Here is an 18,437-nt window from a genome sequence, read left to right on the forward strand (position 1 = left end):
TTACAAAAAATCTTTACCTTTGTGATTTTTATGATTAGAATATAACCTATAAAGTAATTTATAGAAGGCACAATTGATTATGTATTTGACTGAGCTTGTGACAATAAACAGTGGTCAACCGCAGTTTCGCATCTCTGAAACAAGTGATTTAGAAGCACCAAGTTATACCTACTATACGCAAGCAAATCTTGAGCTTGACATTCAATTAGCTGACACACCTATTTTATCTGATAAAGTCATAAGAACATTTGATCCTATTACGAGTTTATTGTCTGCAGGAGATGTCATTTTTAGTTTAATTTCGGGTAAAAGTGCTCGCATTAGCAATATGCATCAAGGTTTTTTATATACGCAGAATTATGTCAAATTAACCCCAACAGAAAAAATTGATGCTAATTACTTGATTTATCTATTAAATGAGTCTCTCATGATTCAAAAACAGCTCACCAACGGGTTACAAGGCACCCAAGTCTTAAAATACACAATGAAACAGCTGAAATCCCTCAAATTGCCAAAACTTCCCACTTTATCAAAGCAGCGGTTGATAGGAGATGTTTACTGTAAGCAACAGAAATTAGCTTATTTAAAACAACGTGCTGCACAGTTAGAAAAATTCCTTGTATTACATCAATTACAAAAAGCGAGCTCAAAATGACCAATAAAATGCCTGAATTAGTCTTTGAAAAGAACTTAATTGAATATCTTTGTACTGGTACTATCACATCAGAAAATAGTATCAATGAATCAAGCCCCGATTACATTGTACGCACAAAGTTATGGCGTTATGAGCCAACGATTAAAACAACAGAAGATTTATGGGCGAATTTTAAACAGATTTTAGAAAGGCTAAATCAGAAAACTCTAGAACGCCCCTTAAGTACGGTGGAATTTGAACAAGTCAAACGCATTATTTCTAACCTTTCTACACCTTACGTCGCTGGTCAATTCCTTTATGGTACCAATGGCATTTCACAAATTGAAATTGATTTAGACGATGATCGCCATGTCTTTTTAACGGTCTTTGATCAAAAACAAATTGGTGCAGGGGACACTACCTACCAAATTGTTAATCAAATTCGACGTCCAGCTGTCATTGCGGGAAAAGAGAACCGCTGTTTTGATACCACCTTATTGATCAATGGCTTACCCATTATTCAAATTGAAGAAAAAAAAGAAACAAGGGATATTAACGAAGCGTTGAATCAAATGCATCAGTATATTGCAGAGCATCAATATAGCGACATTTATTCCACCTTACAGATCTTGGTCGCCATTACGCCGAATAATGTGAAATACATGGCGAATACCACAGCGGATCGTTTTAATAAAGATTTTGCCTTTAACTGGCAACGTCAGTCCGACAACAAACCTATCTATAAATGGAAAGAATTTGCGGATTCTATGTTGAGTATTCCAATGGCACATCAAATGGCAACCAATTATATGATTTTAGACGGCACGGACAATAAACAAGCCTTAAAAGTGATGCGTCCTTATCAAGTGTATGCCACAAGAAATGTCATGAACAAGCTAAAAAAAGCTGATTTCTCGCAAGCAATCAATAAGCTTGGTTATATTTGGCACACAACGGGTTCTGGAAAAACCATTACGAGTTTTAAAACCGCTTGGTTAGCAAGTCGTGCTGCTAATGTGGATAAAGTGGTTTTCTTGGTGGATCGTATTGCCTTAACGAGGCAAACCAATGATAACTATCGTGCCTATGATCCAGATAATCCAGATACAACGAAAGATGATGTTGGTACCGTACAGGGCACCAAAAATACAACCGATCTTAATCGCAAACTACATAGTAAAGGCAGTCAAATCATTATTACTTCCGTGCAAAAACTAGACACATTAGTAAAACGAGCCTCCTTTAAAGCACCGAATAAAAATATCCTGTTTATCGTTGACGAAGCACATCGCTCTACGGGCAGTGAAAATTTCCAAGCTATTCAAAAAGCCTTTAAACATTCTGCTTGGATTGGCTACACAGGCACGCCAATGTTTGATGAAACCACCAATGGTTTACGCACTGAAGATATTTTTGGCGAACTTTTACATGCTTATACCATTCGCGAAGCTATTGCAGATCGAAATGTATTGGGCTTTAAAGTGGATTTTGAAACCACGATTAGTGAAGAAAGCATGAAAAAGGATTACTTACCCAAATTTTATCGCCAAAAATATCCTACTTGGACAGAACAACAAATCACACAAAAAATTGAAAATCTGACCCAACAAGATATGGATGATAGCATTGAACCCAGTTTCTACGATGAAAATCCAGAACATGTTGAATTGGTGGTAAAAGATATTTTCAAGCATTGGAAAAATCGCTCGAATTGGGATAATAAATTGAATCGAGGTAAATACAACGCCATGTTAACCACACACATTGGTGGCGGAAAAGCCAGCACACCCATGGCGATGATGTACTTTCGAGAGTTCCAACGAGTGAATAAAGAGCGGTCGGAAAACGGCGAATTTTGTTTAAAAGTTGCAGTGACTTTCAGCCAAAATAACACGAATAACGATGCAATGCTTGAGAATAATCAAGGGCTATTTGAGGCGATCCAACATTACAATGCAGAATTTGGAACCAATTTTAGTATGTCAGATGTTTCGGCTTACACAGAAGATGTCGCTAGTCGGTTAAATCGAACGGCAACGGACAAACAATTTTTAGATCTCGTTATTGTGGTGGATCAACTGCTTACTGGTTTCGATGCCCCAGAATTAAATACTCTGTATGTTGACCGCACTTTAAAAGGTGCTGGATTAATTCAAGCATATTCACGTACTAATCGAGTAGCCGATATGCGTGAAAAACCTTGGGGACGAGTAATTAATTACCGCTGGCCTGCACATAATGAAAATTTAATGAATGAAGCCTTGTCCATTTACGCCAATAAAGATTCCGCACAGTTATCTTCTGAAGAACGTAAAGCGAAAAATACGCAAGATAATATCACTGCACCGAAATATCAGGTTTTACTCACTGAAACTAAAGAAATCGTGAAAAATTTACGTGAAATTACCGATGATTTTTCTCAACTTCCCCCTTCTGAAGCTAAAAAATGGGAAATGTTTGAGCAGCTTAAAACCTACACCACCAATATTGCCAAGCTAAAACAATATTCAGGCGAAGATGAAAATGGCGAGACTGTTGGGTTTGATTATGACAACCCAGACAAGCTCATTGAGCAACTTGGAATGAGTGGCGAAGAAGAAAGTATGCTCACCAACACCCTCACCAATGAACTTAAATTACATTTAGCCAAAAAGAAAAATATTCCTGTGGCACAAATTGAACTGAAGATGACTCACGTAAAAGATGTGGAAATTAATTACGATTATTTAACGGAATTAATTGAAACCTTGATTAAACAAGTAGAAGCAGGTGAAACTGAAAAAGCCATTGAAACCGAGAAAGAGTTACAAAAATTTGCCAATGGTTTGGAAGATCGCAGTTTTGCCAGCCGAATTTTCAGTGCAACTCAAGCCATTATGAAAGGCTTGTTCGGATTAAAAGATCTGTTTAATAAACCCAAAGACGGCGCTGCCATTGTTGAGCAGGCAAATCTGGCTTCACAAAATCAACAATTGTTAGCTTTCCGTCTACATTGGGGATTAACTGAGATCATAACAAATGCAGAATTAACCGCACTTTTCAGCCGCCACCAATATCAAGAAAAAGATCTTGATGACAACGACCAGCTCACAGAATTAATTAAAAAGGCTGGCGTAACTTACACAGAAATGGCACAAGATAACCAGATCAAAGCGTTGTCAAAAATGAAATACCGCAATCAATTGCGTAATGCGATTTATCAATTGGCGGATGAGTTAGCAGGGGAGTGATTTTATAATAATGTGGGTAAGGATTTTGACCAAAAAGATTAAAGCATTTTCCGTAGTGCTAGAAAGCGAAAAGCCTCGATGAAACTCACCAAGGCTATAACGCCGACCGAGAACCCCCGATCCATTTGGAAAGAATATAACATATTTTTTGCATTTCACAATGCAGAAAATTCAAAAATTGGTCAAAATACTACCAATTTAGGAGAAACAACAATGAATAACAAAAAATCGTCCGTACCTAAACTTCGTTTTCCTGAATTTACTGACGCTTGGGAACAGCGGAAGTTGGGGGAGTTATTGGAATATGAACAACCTACAAAGTATATTGTACAAAGTACAGATTATGATGATAGTTATATAACCCCTGTTTTAACTGCAGGGCAATCGTTTATTTTGGGGTTTACAAATGAAACAACAGGAATAAAAAATGCAGCTCCAGAAGAACCCGTAATAATATTTGATGACTTCACAACTTCATCACATTACGTTGATTTTCCTTTCAAAGTTAAAAGCTCTGCTATAAAAATTCTGAAAGTAAGTAATGATAATTTAAATTCTACCTTTGTATTTAACCTATTAAAAAATATTGATTACATTCCATCAAATCATGAGCGACATTGGATCTCTATTTTTTCAAAATTTGATGTAAAAGTAGCTGATAACCAAGAACAACAAAAAATCGGATCCTTTTTCACCGCACTTGATCGCCTTATCACCACTCATCAGCGTAAGTTAGAAAATGTAAAAAAATTGAAGAAATCTTTGTTACAAAAAATGTTCCCAAAAAATGGGCAAGAATTTCCAGAAATTCGTTTTCCTGAATTTACTGACGCTTGGGAACAGCGGAAGTTGGGGGAGTTATTGGAATATGAACAACCTACAAAGTATATTGTACAAAGTACAGATTATGATGATAGTTATATAACCCCTGTTTTAACTGCAGGGCAATCGTTTATTTTGGGGTTTACAAATGAAACAACAGGAATAAAAAATGCAGCTCCAGAAGAACCCGTAATAATATTTGATGACTTCACAACTTCATCACATTACGTTGATTTTCCTTTCAAAGTTAAAAGCTCTGCTATAAAAATTCTGAAAGTAAGTAATGATAATTTAAATTCTACCTTTGTATTTAACCTATTAAAAAATATTGATTACATTCCATCAAATCATGAGCGACATTGGATCTCTATTTTTTCAAAATTTGATGTAAAAGTAGCTGATAACCAAGAACAACAAAAAATCGGATCCTTTTTCACCGCACTTGATCGCCTTATCACCACTCATCAGCGTAAGTTGGAAAATGTGAAAAATTTGAAAAAAGCACTATTGCAACAGATGTTTGTTTGATTAAAGGAAACAAAATGACAAGTTCTATTGAATATACACAAACAATTGATCGAAAAAGCAAGGAAAATGCCTATCAGCTTTATGATTCGGGCGATATTCATCGCTTGGAAGTGGGTACAGTGAAAGGGTTGCAAGATATTCACCGCTATTTATTTCAGGGGTTGTATGATTTTGCTGGGGAAATTCGAGAGTTGAATATTTCTAAAGGGAATTTTCGCTTTGCCAATGCCCTGTATTTGAAACCCGCATTAAGTGCGGTGGAAAAAATGCCTGAATCCACCTTTGAACAAATTATTGAGAAATATGTAGAGATGAATATTATTCATCCTTTTTTAGAGGGAAATGGGCGCTCTACTCGTATTTGGTTAGATTTGATTTTTAAGAAAAATTTGAAAAAAGTGGTGGATTGGCGAAAAGTGGATAAGAAATTGTATTTGCAGGCAATGGAGCGTAGCCCTGTGAATGATTTGGAGCTTCGCTTTTTATTACAAAATGCCTTAACTGAGCAAATTGATGATCGTGAAATTTTCTTAAAAGGCATTGAGCAATCTTACTATTACGAGCAAGCAGAATAGCACTTTTATGACAACATTAACCCTGAAGTGCGGTTAAAAAACAACGAATTTTATAAGGAAAAAACAATGAGTAATGTTCAAACAATTACGTCAAAAATTTGGGCAATGGCAAATGAGTTGCGTGGCACGATGGATGCGTCGGAATATAAAAATTATATTTTGGCTTTTATGTTCTATCGTTATTTATCAAAACATCAAGAGCAATATTTGGTGGATAACCACATTCTTGAGATTTCCGAAAATCAAAGCGTGAATGCGGCTTATCTTGCACAAGCAAACGGTGAGGAGTTGCAGGATTATTTGGAGGATATTTCTGCCTCGTTAGGTTATGCCATTAATCCTGAGGATACTTGGGATTCCTTGATGGATAAAATTCATAATGCAGCGGTAATGCCAAGTGATTATCAGGCGTTATTTGATAACTTTAACCAAAATGCAAACTTAAATGAAAATGCGGTGGCAGATTTTCGTGGCGTATTTAATGATTTGAATTTGGGTGATTCTCGTTTAGGTAATTCCACGAATGAGCGTGCGAAATCCCTAGGTAATATTGTTAAGTTGGTTGATGAGATTGAATATAAAGATGATGATGGGCGTGATATTTTAGGGGAAATTTATGAATATTTAATTGGGCAATTTGCGGCAAATGCAGGCAAAAAAGGTGGTGAGTTCTATACACCACATCAGGTGTCAAAAATTCTTGCCAAATTGGTGACTCTTGATGTGGCTGATAATCAAGATAACTTTTTGGTGTATGACCCGACGATGGGTTCAGGCTCATTATTGTTAACTGTGGGAAATGAATTGCCGAAATCGAAGCCAATTAAATATTACGGGCAAGAGCTAAACACGACGACCTATAACTTAGCGCGTATGAATTTAATGATGCACGGTGTTTCTTATAAGAATATGACCTTATCAAATGCGGATACGTTAGAAACCGACTGGCCAGAGGGATTGGATTCGCAAGGGATTGATCAACCTTTATGTCGGTTTGATGCCGTTGTGGCAAATCCTCCCTATTCTGCCAATTGGGATAACCATGAACGAAAATTAAAAGACGCTCGCTTTCAACCTTTTGGTGCATTAGCCCCTGCGTCTAAAGCCGATTATGCCTTTATTTTGCACAGTTTATATCATTTAGGCGAGCAAGGCACGATGGCGATTGTGTTGCCACACGGTGTACTTTTCCGTGGTGCAGCGGAGGGGAAAATTCGCAAAGCATTAATCGGCGATAATTCAACCAATGCAAAGGGTAACTATTTAGATGCGGTGATTGGATTGCCTGCGAACCTGTTTTATGGAACCAGTATTCCAACCACAATTTTGGTATTTAAAAAGAACCGTAACACGAAAGATATTTTATTTATTGACGCTAGCCAACATTTTGAAAAAGGTAAAAATCAGAATCGATTAACCGATGAGCAGGTGCAAAAAATTATTGAAACCTATCAACAACGCAAAAATGTGGATAAATATGCTTATGTTGCCAGTTTAGATGAAATCATCGAAAACGAATATAACTTGAATATTCCACGTTATGTGGATACCTTTGAAGAAGAGGAAGAAATTGATATTGATCTTGTATTAAAACAATTGCAAAACGATGACGCTGAAATTGCCCAATTAGAAAAAGAAATCCACGCACAATTGAAACGCTTGGGCATTAATTTGCCTAGATAACACACAACATAAAAAGTTGCAGTTTGTATAACCCATTATGGCAATGCCGTAGTGGGTTTTTTAATGTTTGCACTTTAAAGAGGTAGGGTGGGCTTTAGCCCATCGTTCAACGAAATTCAAATTGGGCGAATGATGGGCTAAAGCCCATCCTACAATTACTGACGCTTGGGAACAGCGGAAGTTGGGGGAGATAACAAAACGAGTTTATGGTAATGACGGCAGAATGGACTTACCGACTCTAACTATGTCGGCAAGTAATGGTTGGTTGGATCAAAGAGAACGCTTTTCCACTAATATTGCTGGAGAAGAACAAAAAAATTACACATTATTAAGAAGAGGGCAACTTTCATATAACCATGGTAATTCTAAATTAGCAAAGTATGGTGTCGTTTTCGAATTAAGAAATTATGAAGAAGCCTTAGTGCCAAGGGTTTATCATAGTTTTGAAACTAATCGGGAAACGCAAGCAACTTTCTTAGAATATCTATTTGCAACAAAATTGCCAGAGCGGGAGCTTGGAAAATTAGTTTCTTCTGGGGCAAGAATGGATGGATTGTTAAATATTAGCTATGACGACTTTATGAGTATAAAAGTTGTGATCCCAAAAATCCAAGAACAACAAAAAATCGGATCCTTTTTCACCGCACTTGATCGCCTTATCACCACTCATCAGCGTAAGTTTTTGCTATATAAGGTTAACTTAAATTTGATAATGAACGCATAACGAGATCAATATCACGATTTTCTAATTCTTGAATGATGTGTAGATAAGTTTTTTGCGTTGTTGTCATATTAGAATGCCCCAAACGTCTAGCAACACTTGCAATAGATACACCTGCAAATAATAGTAGGGAGGCATGCGTATGTCGTAACCCATGTAATGAAATAATGGGAATATTTGCCTTTTTACAACGACGAATCAAAATACCATTAATAGTAGAATTGAAAACTTTTTTGTGAACAAAAATAGGTTTTTCTTCAGGCTTATTTTTTACTAATTCTGAAAATTGAATAATAGTTTGCCAATCAAGGGGGATTTTTCGAATTGATGAGCGATTCTTAGTTGGTTGAAAACCGCCACCCTCTTTATAATTCCAAGTCTTGTTAATTGATAAGGTTTGATGAGAAAAGTCAAAATCCTTTGGCGTTAAGGCTAAAGCCTCAGAAAATCGCATGCCTGTTTTAGCGATTAATAAAATCAACCAATCCCAGTTAATATCTTTTGTTAGATTAAGCTGAGTAATTAAGGTATGCAATTCAAATTGGTTAAGGTATTTGGGCTTTTTCATTCTAGGAGGGCGACCTTTAATGATAGCCTTTCTCGTCGGATCTTTTGCTAAAATACCTTCATCAACGGCGTCAAGAATGGCACTTTTGAGCTGATGATGAAAGTCCATTGTTGTTTGTTTTTCATGATAAATCGCGTAGTCATTTAATAATTGCTGATAAGTAATACGATTAAGATCACATAACAATAGATTTGGAATTAATTTTTTGAGCCATTCTAAAGTACTTAGATATTTTGACATAGTGACTTTCCTGATAGCCCCTTCTTTGTAAATATGAATCCAACGAGAATAGTACTGGTAAAATAGCTCTTGAGTTGCATCTGTGTTGTTCATAGGTATCTCCTATCAAATGATTTATCTTACTTACGCTGATGAGTGGTGATAAGGCGATCAAGTGCGGTGAAAAAGGATCCGATTTTTTGTTGTTCTTTTGAATTCGGAACAATAATATTTATTTTTTTAAATTTTTTTAGAGATAAAACTCTTTGTCCTGTACCTTCTGCTTCTAAGGCGACTTGTTTATCAATAGTTGAATTTAATAAATATAAGAAAAAGTTGCTATCTCCATTAATGATCTCAAAAACAGGATAAAAATAGCTGATAATTCCTTTATCTATTAGGTCATTACGATTAAAGCGGAAAATGCCATTGTCACTTCTAGAGCGATAAGTAAAGAAACCTTTAGGTAACACAAAATAACCGATGTTATTCTCATTTGTTATTTGCCTATCAGCAAAATAATCTTCTTGTAATACAATTCCTTGTTTTTGAGAAGATGTTAATACTGGATATTGATTTTGAACTGTTGTTTTTTCTATATAGTCTTGAATAAAGATTCCCAACTTCCGCTGTTCCCAAGCGTCAGTAAACGCAAATAAAAAAAGCTGTCAAGTAACACCTGACAGCCTTAATTTATTAAATCTTTACGCTTATTTTTTCTGATTGTCTTTCGCCGCTTTCACAAACCCTTCAAATAACGGGTGTCCGTCACGTGGGGTGGAGGTAAATTCTGGGTGGAATTGGCAAGCTACAAACCAAGGATGATTTGGGACTTCGATGATTTCCACTAATTTTTTATCCGCAGATAACCCTGTGATTTTCAAACCTGCTTTTTCTACTTGTGGACGCAAGGTGTTGTTCACTTCATAACGGTGGCGGTGACGTTCTTCGATAGTTTCTGCACCATAAAGCTCACGTGCTTTGCTGCCTTCGATTAAATGGCATTGTTGTGCACCTAAACGCATTGTGCCACCTAAATCAGATTTATCGGTACGGGTTTCAATGTTACCTTCCGCATCTTGCCATTCGGTGATTAAGCCCACGACTGGGTATTCACAAGTGCGGTCAAATTCTGTGGAGTTTGCATTCGTTAAGCCTGCCACATGGCGTGCATATTCAATGTAAGCCACTTGCATTCCTAAACAGATCCCTAAATAAGGAACGTTGTTTTCACGTGCATATTGTGCCGTTAAAATTTTGCCTTCTATGCCACGATTACCGAAACCACCTGGCACTAAGATGCCGTCAACACCTTGTAAAATTTCAGTGCCTTTGGTTTCCACATCTTGTGAATCAATATATTTGATGTGTACATTTAGGCGATTTTTTAAGCCTGCATGTTTCAATGCTTCATTAACGGATTTATAAGCATCTGGCAATTCTGTGTATTTTCCTACCATGCCAATGGTCACATCGCCTGTTGGGTTGGCCTCTTGATATAACACTTGTTCCCATTCAGAAAGATCTGCTTCTGGGCAGTCTAAGTGGAAACGTTGGCAAATGAACGCATCTAAACCTTGTGATTTTAATAAGGCTGGAATTTGGTAAATTGAGCTGACATCTTTGAGTGAAATCACAGCACGTTCTGGCACGTTACAGAATAAGGCGATTTTGGCACGCTCATTAGGTGGAATCATGCGATCGGAACGGCACACCAAAACATCAGGCTGAATGCCAATGGATAATAATTCTTTCACCGAATGTTGCGTGGGTTTGGTTTTTACTTCGCCTGCAGTTGGAATATAAGGCACTAAAGTTAAGTGCATAAATAAGGTACGCTCACGACCAACTTGCACAGCCAATTGACGTAATGCTTCTAAGAAAGGTAAGGATTCAATATCACCAACGGTTCCGCCCACCTCGACAATGGCGACATCATGCCCCGCTGCACCATCAATCACACGAGATTTGATTTCATTGGTAATGTGTGGGATCACCTGAATGGTTGCCCCTAAATAATCACCACGACGCTCTTTGCGTAACACTTCAGAATAGATTTTACCTGTGGTGAAATTGTTGCGTTTTGTCATTTTGGTGCGGATAAAACGCTCATAATGCCCTAAGTCTAAGTCGGTCTCTGCACCATCTTGTGTGACAAAAACTTCCCCGTGTTGGGTTGGGCTCATGGTACCGGGATCCACATTAATATAAGGATCCAGTTTTAGCATGGTCACCTTTAAACCACGAGCTTCTAAGATAGCCGCTAATGATGCTGCAGCAATACCTTTTCCAAGGGAAGATACTACACCGCCCGTTACAAAAATATAATTGGTAGTCATATGAAACCTAACTGTTGAAATGAAAAATGGATTGAATAAGTAATCAAGACGGGAGAATAGTTTACAGGAAAGGGACGCTAAACTCAATCTTTGCCCCTGCTTTTCTCCTGACTAGACAAGGAAAATAGCGAGCCAGACAGGGAAATTTGACGGGAATATCGGCAAGGAATCGCCACTTTATGCGAAATGTGGCGGATTCCTTGACAGGCTTTTATAGGTGATAGGGTATTTTTATAGTAGAATGCCCCGTTTTTTATATTTTATATCTATTTTAAAGCATTTTCTTTGCTTAATTTCAATTTGAGGTTTTTCTATGAATAAAAACACATTTGTGGTTGGCTTTATGCTGTTTGCCATTTTTTTTGGTGCAGGCAATCTGATTTTTCCACCCAAATTAGGGTTTGAAAGTGGTGTGGGCTTTTGGCCTGCCATTCTTGGTTTTGTGACAACGGGCGTGGGGTTACCGTTATTAGGCATTTTGGTGGCGACCCATTATGAAGGGGGATACAAAAAAGCACTGGAAGATATTCATCCGTGGATTTCCATTTTATTGCTCGGTGCGATTTATTTGACTATCGGTCCTTTCTTTGCCATTCCTCGTACCGCCGCCACTGCATTTGACATGGCTGTGATTCCATTTACGGGCGGCGTGGATGCCATTGCCTTGTTTGTTTTCACCTTGATTTATTTTGGTTTGACATTGTGGGTGAGTTTAAATCCCACCAAAATGGTTGATCGCATTGGGGCGATTTTAACCCCTGTGCTTTTAGTGGCGATTATTGCACTGGTGTTACGCATGGCAAGTATTTTGCTTGGCTTGGACTCTGTCAATACTTCCACGAGCATCTCAAATCCGCTGATTACGGGCTTTATCGATGGCTATCAAACAATGGATGTGCTTGCCTCTTTTGCTTTTTCTGTGGTGGTGATGAATGCGATTCGGGCAAAAAGTGATAAAAACAGCAGTTTTATTAAACAAGCGACGTTAGCCAGCATTGTGGCAGCCGTTGCTCTTGCCTTTATTTATATTGCGATTGGTTGGATTGGCAATAATATGCCATTAAGTGCTGAGACACTGGCTGATGTGAGTGCCAAAGGTCAAAACTTAGGGGTGTTTATTTTAAACGATGCGACCACACAATCTTTTGGTGAATTGGGTCGTAGTTTACTTGGCTTAATTGTGACGCTCGCCTGTTTAACCACGGCAATTGGTTTAGTGGTGGCGACCTCTTCTTATTTCAACAGCATTTTCCCTAAAATTTCTTACCGTAATTATGCGATATTATTTACCTTAATTGGTTTTGTTTTAGCCAACCAAGGGTTAAATGCCGTGATTAGCAAATCAATCCCTGTGTTGTTAGTGCTTTATCCTATTTCCATGACAGCAATGTTATTATTATTGGTCAACCTCTTTATTTCGTTACCGAAACTGGCAAAAGGATTGCCACTTATTTTGGTTGCCGTGATTGCCATTCTTTCTGTGATGGAATCGCCTCTTGTGGCAAACTTACCTTTTAAAACCTATTCTATGGAATGGTTACCTGTGGCGATTTTAGGCTGTGTGATCGGGAGCATTATTGCGAAAGTGAGGGCGGTACAAGCGTTAAATTAAGGTTGAGTTGCAACAAAAACGCACTTTTGCACAATTAAAACACTGCCCTTTAATCCATCGGATGCAAGATCCTACTTTTTAAAGGGCAGATGATGTAAAACTTTTTTAAAATCCACCGCACTTTTTATCTTTAACATTGAGAAGTGCGGTTCGAGCATCAGATTGAATATGATGCCATCATGATTTATCTGACAGAAATTGCCGCAAATAACGAGGCACAATGTCAGAAGCTTTACCATAATGAAACTCATCAAAATGCGAACGCACTTGACTTGGCTCTAAATTGAGTTCCACAGTGTGAGCACCATAAAATAAGGCTTCTCGCACAAAGCCCGCAGCGGGATAGACATTGCCTGACGTTCCGAGCGAAATAAAATAATCACATTCAGAAAGTGCCCGTTGAATACGTTCCATTTCGAACGGAATTTCACCAAACCATACAATATGTGGTCGCAATACTTGAGGGATAGCACAGCAGTGACATTTATCTTGCTCATGAATATCGCCTTGCCAGTCATAGACGTGACCGGATTTCACACAGCGGACTTTTAATAATTCACCATGCATATGAATTAGGTTTTTAGAACCTGCACGTTCATGTAAGTTATCGACATTTTGTGTCACTATAAGTAGATTATTGCCGATTTTCTCTTCCAGTTTTGCTAAGGCTAAATGGGCAGCGTTCGGGGCAATGTGATCGGAAAATAATTGCTGGCGACGTGCATTGTAGAAGTGTTGCACCAACTGGGGATTGCGAGCAAAGCCTTCGGGCGTGGCGACTTCATCAACAGGGTGATTTTCCCATAATCCATCAGCCGCTCTGAAGGTTTGAATGCCTGATTCTGCAGAAATTCCCGCACCAGTTAAAACGACAATTTTAGGTTGTGTTGCCATGTGGTTCTCCTTTTGTGATGCTTGAATGCCTTAACACGCCTTAACACGCCTTTTGCCTTATTTCACCGTCATTTTGTGGCATTTAGCCTTTAGCGGTTTGTTGGCGTAATGCTGTCAAAATATGCTTCATTTCTGGGTCTAACGGGGCATTAATCCGCAAGGTTTCCCCTGTTTTAGGGTGCTCAAAACGAATCGAAAAAGCATGTAAGAACAAACGTTTTAAACCCAGCTGGCTCATTTGCTCATCAAAGGCTTTATCACCATATTTATCATCTAATGCGATGGGGTGACCTGCATATTGGGTATGTACACGAATTTGATGGGTACGACCTGTCACAGGTGAGGCTTTGATCAAGGTCGCATAGGTATAACGTTCTTCAATGGAAAAACGGGTTTCTGACGGTTTACCTTGCTCACTGACTCGCACGATACGCTCACCGCTAGAGAGTTCATTTTTCAACAAAGGGGCTTTCACGACTTTACAATGGGATTGCCACACGCCACGCACTAAGGCTAAATAATCTTTTTGCACGGTTTTTTCTCGCAATTGCTCGTGTAAGTGGCGTAAGGCAGAACGTTTTTTTGCCACTAACAAAATGCCTGAGGTATCACGGTCTAAACGATGCACAAGTTCAAGGAAACGGGCTTCAGGACGTAGCGTTCGCAAGGCTTCAATCACACCAAAACTTAATCCACTGCCACCGTGAACGGCAATGCCAGAAGGCTTGTTTAACACCAATAAGCTGTCATCTTCAAATAAAATTTGTTTTTCTAACTGGTTGACTTTATTCAGTTTAGTAGAAATCGGTGCTTGTTCTTTTTCCGACACTCGCACAGGGGGAATACGCACAATATCTTTGGCTTGAAGTTTATATTCTGGCTTGATGCGTCCTTTGTTTACTCGCACTTCACCTTTACGCAAAATGCGGTATACCAAACTTTTTGGCACACCTTTTAATTTGGTGATTAAATAATTATCAATACGCTGTCCTGCTTCATCTTCACTGATTGTGAGCATTTTGACGGATTGGTTGATGATTTTTTCGTCTTTTGTTGTACTCATTTGGATAGTTTTTGCTAGTCAAAATTAGGCTGATCATACCATATTTTGCTTACCCTTGGCGTATTAAAATTACCTTGATAAATGGTATTGATGAGTCCATAATAAGGCGTATTTTTGTGTCATTAAATTGACTAAAAAATGAAGCGTTATTGTTGAGCGTATATAATGCAGCGTATGGCATAAGACATTAATAAATCAACAAATTTTAGAAAATAAAACCTTCAAAATGCCGTATGGCTTACAAAATCATTTTTTATTGCAGATTTTGTTTTACTTAAGATGTGTCATTTTCTTAAGTAAGGTAATCAATGCACCCAGCAGTTGACAGTCGAGAGACAGACATTCTGCGACAGACACGAGGTCGATTATCAAGAAAAAGTGCGGTTATTTTTATCAAAAAACCAGAATAAAAATAGAGTATTAATAATGAAAAGAATGCTAATCAATGCGACTCAAAAAGAAGAGTTGCGTGTTGCCCTTGTTGATGGGCAGCGTTTATTTGACTTGGATATTGAAAGTCCAGGACACGAACAAAAAAAAGCAAACATTTACAAAGGCCGTATTACCCGTGTAGAACCTAGTCTTGAAGCCGCATTTGTGGATTATGGTGCAGAACGCCATGGTTTCTTGCCGTTAAAAGAAATTGCACGTGAGTATTTTCCTGATGATTATGTCTATCAAGGACGTCCGAATATTCGTGATATTTTGAGCGAAGGACAAGAAGTCATCGTTCAAGTGAACAAGGAAGAACGAGGCAATAAAGGTGCTGCATTGACCACCTTTGTTTCGTTGGCGGGCAGTTATTTGGTGATTATGCCAAATAATCCAAGAGCAGGTGGCATTTCTCGTCGTATTGAGGGTGATGAACGTCTTGAGCTGAAAGATGCCTTAAGTTCCTTAGATGTGCCAGATGGCGTGGGCTTAATTGTGCGTACCGCTGGGGTCGGAAAATCCCCAGAAGAACTACAATGGGACTTGAAAGTCCTGCTTCACCATTGGGAAGCCATTAAGCAAGCTTCACAAAGTCGTCCAGCCCCGTTTTTGATTCACCAAGAAAGTGATGTGATCGTCCGTGCAATCCGTGATTATTTGCGTCGTGATATTGGTGAAATCTTAATTGATAGCCCGAAAGTGTATGAAAAAGCCAAGGCACACATTAAATTAGTCCGTCCTGACTTTATTCATCGTGTGAAGCTTTATCAAGGCGAAGTGCCTTTATTCAGCCATTATCAAATTGAATCGCAAATTGAATCGGCGTTCCAACGTGAAGTGCGTTTGCCTTCCGGTGGTTCAATCGTGATTGATGTGACAGAAGCTTTAACCGCTATTGATATTAACTCCTCTCGCTCCACTCGTGGTGGGGATATTGAAGAAACCGCCCTTAATACCAATTTAGAAGCTGCAGATGAAATTGCACGTCAGTTACGTCTGCGTGACTTAGGTGGCTTAATTGTCATTGACTTCATTGATATGACCCCAGTACGTCATCAACGTGAAGTGGAAAATCGTATTCGAGATGCGGTTCGTCAAGATCGTGCTCGCATTCAAATCAGCCGTATTTCCCGTTTTGGCTTGTTGGAAATGTCTCGTCAACGTTTAAGCCCATCTTTAGGCGAGTCTTCTCACCATGTCTGCCCACGTTGTCAAGGCACAGGTAAAATTCGTGATAACGAATCCCTTTCTCTGTCCATTTTACGTTTAATTGAGGAAGAAGCCTTAAAAGAAAACACCAAACAAGTGCATACCATTGTGCCAGTGGAAATTGCATCTTACTTGTTAAATGAAAAACGTCGAGCCATTAACAGCATTGAGAAGCGTCATAATGTTGATGTGATTGTGGTGCCTAATGAAGCCATGGAAACGCCACATTTCAGTGTATTCCGTGTACGTGATGGCGAAGAAGTCAATGAGTTAAGTTACAACTTGGTTAAGTTACATCAAGATCAAGATGACTATGCTGCTCCAGAGGATTCTTTAGTGTCTCGTAATACGGAAACTGCAGCGGTGACTTCGGAAAATGTTTTGGAAAGTGCGGCAGTTTCTATTTCCATTCCAACACCAGCCCCTGTGCCTGAGAAAAAGGTGGAGAAAAAGCCATCATTGCTTTCTCGCTTGCTTGCAAAAATCAAAGCATTATTTGCCGATAAACCTGTAGAAGAGGAAAAAACAAAACAGCCTCGTCAACGTAACAATCGTCATCGCCGTAACCAAGAGCGTCGCAATAATCGTCGTTCTCGTGCGGAGAACACAGAGCGTGAAAATAATCATGCACCTAAGGGTATTGAAGAAGATACTCTTCCTTCTCGCCCATCAAAAGCAGAGCGTAAACGTAACCGTAAAGCGAATGTGGTAGAGAATACGGCAGACACGCCTATTGTTGCAGACACGATCGTCACGACACAAACAGCTACGCAAGAGGTGGAAAAAGCAGAACAAACCACACAACGTCGACAACGTCGTGAATTACGCAAAAAAGTACGTATTGCAGAAGACAGTGCAGAAATACAACCAATCAATGCACAAGATGAGGTGGCAGTAGAACCTGTTCAACCGATTCAAACAGTGGTTGAAACAGAAAGTGCGGTACAAATGCCTGAAGAAATCAAGGTCATCGACAGTGCCAATGCGGAAGAGCCTGATAATGAGAAACGTCGTGATAACCGTCGTCGTTTGCCTCGCCATTTACGTGTCAGCAATCCACGTCGTCGCCGTAATCAGCCAGAACTCAAATCACCAATGCCACTCTTTGCGGCGGTGGCATCGCCAGAGTTGGCAAGTGGTAAAGTCTGTATTGATTACAGTACGGTCGTTGTCTCAAAAGAAACTCAATTTTTATCTGTTGATGAGCTACTGGAGCAACAAGAACAACCAAAAGAAACCCACAAAGCAGAGATTGTGGCAACAACACCTGCAACGAGATTAGTAGTGGATGAAGTGGAAAAAAGTACAAAACCTTTTAATCCGTTTATGACGCAGCCTGCGAACGAATCGGTTGAGAAGAAAGTACAAGCCTCTTTAGAGCGTTTGCACGTTGAACAACCGCAATATGTGGAAACAGATGCGAGCGAAGGTGAGATTGTTGCAAGCGTTGAGCAGCAGAACTTTGCAGAAGAGTCTGTGGACGTTGTGACTGAAGCCAAGGCTGACATGACAGATCTTGCTGTTGAGACGCCAGATACTATGAGTGAATTGACGCAGAATACGGAAATTAAAATCATGCCAGAAACAGACCGCACTTTTTGTTTTACGGGGCGTTTAGGGACTATTTCGGCGGTGACCCATACCACGGCAGAAATGACGCAAGCAAAAGCCAGTGATGAGGTCCGTGAAATGGCTCAAATTTCGGTTTGGACCGATTCTCGTTATTACTTCCATGGTAAAGGTGCAGGTGGTCATCACAGTGCAATTAGCCATGTGTATGCGGAGCCAACGCGGGAAGCGGGTGAAACCTCAACACGCTAATTAGGGCAAATTTGGCACTCATGAGGTGAAAGACGTATTGAGAATAAACAGATTGTTCTAAAATAAAGCAATTGAATGAAAATCCAG

At 39.1% G+C, this 18,437-nt stretch carries 13 protein-coding genes; 8 read left to right on the forward strand and 5 right to left on the reverse strand.

Going from position 1 to position 18,437, the window contains the following annotated elements; translation table 11 throughout:
- The first annotated feature begins 97 nt into the window (after positions 1-97).
- From ACPEEM_RS11860 to ACPEEM_RS11885, 6 genes are all read left to right on the forward strand, one after another.
- Positions 98-655 (forward strand): restriction endonuclease subunit S, encoded by a 558-nt coding sequence (locus ACPEEM_RS11860; protein WP_424407188.1) that lies wholly within the window; start codon positions 98-100, stop codon positions 653-655.
- A complete protein-coding gene (locus ACPEEM_RS11865) occupies positions 652-3,864 on the forward strand; it encodes a type I restriction endonuclease subunit R (protein WP_424407190.1) in 3,213 nt (1,070 codons plus the stop codon). The genes ACPEEM_RS11860 and ACPEEM_RS11865 overlap by 4 nt, the downstream gene beginning before the upstream one ends.
- 213 nt (positions 3,865-4,077) lie before the next feature.
- Positions 4,078-5,214, forward strand: coding sequence for a restriction endonuclease subunit S (locus tag ACPEEM_RS11870; protein WP_424407192.1), 1,137 nt, complete (start codon positions 4,078-4,080; stop codon positions 5,212-5,214).
- Positions 5,211-5,789, forward strand: a complete 579-nt coding sequence (fic, locus tag ACPEEM_RS11875) for a protein adenylyltransferase Fic (RefSeq protein ID WP_391527409.1) — start codon at positions 5,211-5,213, stop codon at positions 5,787-5,789. Before ACPEEM_RS11870 ends, fic begins: the two co-directional genes overlap by 4 nt.
- Positions 5,790-5,855: 66 nt before the next feature.
- A complete protein-coding gene (locus ACPEEM_RS11880; protein ID WP_424407194.1) occupies positions 5,856-7,472 on the forward strand; it encodes a type I restriction-modification system subunit M in 1,617 nt (538 codons plus the stop codon).
- A 223-nt stretch (positions 7,473-7,695) separates the two neighbouring features.
- Positions 7,696-8,196, forward strand: coding sequence for a restriction endonuclease subunit S (locus ACPEEM_RS11885; RefSeq protein WP_324636377.1), 501 nt, complete (start codon positions 7,696-7,698; stop codon positions 8,194-8,196).
- On the opposite strand, the gene ACPEEM_RS11890 is transcribed toward ACPEEM_RS11885, so the two are convergent.
- The 3 genes from ACPEEM_RS11890 to pyrG all read right to left on the reverse strand — a co-directional run bounded on the left by ACPEEM_RS11890 (position 8,168) and on the right by pyrG (position 11,319).
- Positions 8,168-9,094, reverse strand: a complete 927-nt coding sequence (locus tag ACPEEM_RS11890; protein ID WP_424402251.1) for a site-specific integrase — start codon at positions 9,092-9,094, stop codon at positions 8,168-8,170. The genes ACPEEM_RS11885 and ACPEEM_RS11890 overlap by 29 nt on opposite strands.
- 26 nt (positions 9,095-9,120) lie before the next feature.
- Positions 9,121-9,603: a restriction endonuclease subunit S gene (locus ACPEEM_RS11895; protein ID WP_424407196.1), complete on the reverse strand. Its 483-nt coding sequence runs from the start codon at positions 9,601-9,603 to the stop codon at positions 9,121-9,123.
- An 87-nt stretch (positions 9,604-9,690) separates the two neighbouring features.
- The gene (pyrG, locus tag ACPEEM_RS11900) at positions 9,691-11,319 is read right to left on the reverse strand and encodes a glutamine hydrolyzing CTP synthase (RefSeq protein WP_424407198.1); all 1,629 of its coding nucleotides are present in this window, start codon (positions 11,317-11,319) and stop codon (positions 9,691-9,693) included.
- A gap of 313 nt (positions 11,320-11,632) precedes the next feature.
- On the opposite strand from pyrG, the gene brnQ reads away from it, so the two are divergent.
- A complete protein-coding gene (gene brnQ / locus ACPEEM_RS11905) occupies positions 11,633-12,931 on the forward strand; it encodes a branched-chain amino acid transport system II carrier protein (RefSeq protein WP_424402254.1) in 1,299 nt (432 codons plus the stop codon).
- Between the two features lie 177 nt (positions 12,932-13,108).
- Here the strand turns inward: brnQ and cobB are convergent, their stop codons facing one another.
- Both cobB and rluC read right to left on the reverse strand, forming a co-directional pair.
- On the reverse strand, positions 13,109-13,825 hold the full coding sequence (gene cobB, locus ACPEEM_RS11910; protein ID WP_424407200.1) for a Sir2 family NAD+-dependent deacetylase: 717 nt from the start codon (positions 13,823-13,825) through the stop codon (positions 13,109-13,111).
- A gap of 82 nt (positions 13,826-13,907) precedes the next feature.
- Complete coding sequence (gene rluC / locus ACPEEM_RS11915; protein WP_424402256.1) at positions 13,908-14,888, reverse strand: 23S rRNA pseudouridine(955/2504/2580) synthase RluC; 981 nt, start codon at positions 14,886-14,888, stop codon at positions 13,908-13,910.
- Between the two features lie 426 nt (positions 14,889-15,314).
- Between rluC and rne the strand changes: the two genes are divergently transcribed.
- A complete protein-coding gene (rne, locus tag ACPEEM_RS11920) occupies positions 15,315-18,350 on the forward strand; it encodes a ribonuclease E (protein WP_424407202.1) in 3,036 nt (1,011 codons plus the stop codon).
- The last annotated feature ends 87 nt before the right edge of the window (positions 18,351-18,437 follow it).

Origin of the sequence: Pasteurella pantherarum, from assembly GCF_049670885.1 — a bacterium.
Lineage (GTDB): Bacteria > Pseudomonadota > Gammaproteobacteria > Enterobacterales > Pasteurellaceae > Pasteurella.

Coding starts and splice junctions, on each gene's coding strand:
- ACPEEM_RS11865 (WP_424407190.1), top strand. CDS start 652: ATGACCAATAAAATGCCTGAATTAGTCTTTGAAAAGAACTTAATTGAA.
- ACPEEM_RS11870 (WP_424407192.1), top strand. CDS start 4,078: ATGAATAACAAAAAATCGTCCGTACCTAAACTTCGTTTTCCTGAATTT.
- ACPEEM_RS11880 (WP_424407194.1), top strand. CDS start 5,856: ATGAGTAATGTTCAAACAATTACGTCAAAAATTTGGGCAATGGCAAAT.
- ACPEEM_RS11885 (WP_324636377.1), top strand. CDS start 7,696: ATGGACTTACCGACTCTAACTATGTCGGCAAGTAATGGTTGGTTGGAT.
- ACPEEM_RS11890 (WP_424402251.1), bottom strand. CDS start 9,094: ATGAACAACACAGATGCAACTCAAGAGCTATTTTACCAGTACTATTCT.
- pyrG (WP_424407198.1), bottom strand. CDS start 11,319: ATGACTACCAATTATATTTTTGTAACGGGCGGTGTAGTATCTTCCCTT.
- brnQ (WP_424402254.1), top strand. CDS start 11,633: ATGAATAAAAACACATTTGTGGTTGGCTTTATGCTGTTTGCCATTTTT.
- cobB (WP_424407200.1), bottom strand. CDS start 13,825: ATGGCAACACAACCTAAAATTGTCGTTTTAACTGGTGCGGGAATTTCT.
- rluC (WP_424402256.1), bottom strand. CDS start 14,888: ATGAGTACAACAAAAGACGAAAAAATCATCAACCAATCCGTCAAAATG.
- rne (WP_424407202.1), top strand. CDS start 15,315: ATGAAAAGAATGCTAATCAATGCGACTCAAAAAGAAGAGTTGCGTGTT.